Genomic DNA, 1,122 nt, shown 5'->3' on the forward strand with positions numbered 1-1,122 from the left:
GCGACCACCTGGCTGCCCGTCGCGCGGCGGGCCGTGGCGGCGAGCGCGGCCGCGTCCAGCAGCCGGGTCGCCGGGTCGTCGCGCTCGGGGAGCCCGGCGGCGGCGTCCGCGAGCACCGGGTCGGTCGTCGTCGGCGGTGCGGGCGAACGGTCCGTGCCGAGCAGCGCGGCGGTCGCGAGGTCGTCGCTCACAGTGCGACCAGCCCCTCGGTCGTCCAGGCGGCGCGCGGCGCGAGGCCCGTCGCCGTGCGGTCGGCCGCCACGGTCACCGGGCGACCGCCCGACACCGCGAGCAGCCCCCACGGCTCGACGCCCGCCGCGACGGGCGCGTGCGCGTCCGTGCCGTCCGTGAGCCACCACCGCTGCCCGTCCGTGCCGACCGTGACCGGCCCCGCGACGACCGGCACCGTCGACGCCCACGGGTCGGCCTCGAGCGTCGCCGACCAGACCGCGGCGACGTCCGCGAGCCCGACGGCCGCAGGTGCAGCGGTCGCGGTGACGGCGTCGGAGTGCCGCGTGCCCACGAGCGCCCGCAGCGGGTCGCCGGGGTAGGTGTGGACGTCCGCGTCGAGCTCCGTCCCGACGACGAGCGACGCGTCGAGCGGCTGTCCGGCCGCGGCGGCGAACGACACGACGGCGACGTCCCGCCCGGTCGCGCGCCCGTGCAGGTGGACCCGGCGCACCGTGAGGCGCCCGTCGACGCGGTCGGTCTGCGACAGCACGACCCACGTGTCGCGCACCGGGGGCGTCGCGAGGACGTCCTCCGTCCGGGTCGGCTGCCCGATCCGTCGCCGCACGACCGCTGCGAGCTCGGTCGGCAGCGCGCCGATCCGGTCGTGGGCCTCGACCAGGACGTGGAGCATCGCGAGCTCGTCGAGCAGGCGGCCGGGCCAGCCGTCGCCCGAGGCCGCGACGGACGGCAGCCGCCGCACCATGTCCGCGAGCCCCGGCGCCTGCGCGTCGACGAGCCGCGCGGCGACCTGCTCGTACGGCCGGTACCCCGCACGGTCCGCGCCGGCGAGCCCCGCCGCCAGCTGGTCGCGCAGCCACCGGCGCAGGTCCGCGACACCGCCCGCGACGCGGTCGGCTCGCTGCTCGGCGCGGCGCGTCGCCGCCTCGGGGT

At 79.8% G+C, this 1,122-nt stretch carries 2 protein-coding genes; both read right to left on the reverse strand.

Going from position 1 to position 1,122, the window contains the following annotated elements; translation table 11 throughout:
- A partial coding sequence (locus CTKZ_RS20365) for a DUF5691 domain-containing protein (protein ID WP_200829858.1) occupies positions 1 to 191 on the reverse strand: 191 nt, incomplete at its 3' end.
- Positions 188 to 1,122 (reverse strand): SWIM zinc finger family protein (locus CTKZ_RS21800; protein WP_160142945.1); only part of this gene is annotated, 935 nt, incomplete at its 5' end. The genes CTKZ_RS20365 and CTKZ_RS21800, both read right to left, overlap by 4 nt.

This window comes from Cellulomonas algicola, from assembly GCF_003851725.1.
Lineage (GTDB): Bacteria > Actinomycetota > Actinomycetes > Actinomycetales > Cellulomonadaceae > Cellulomonas > Cellulomonas algicola.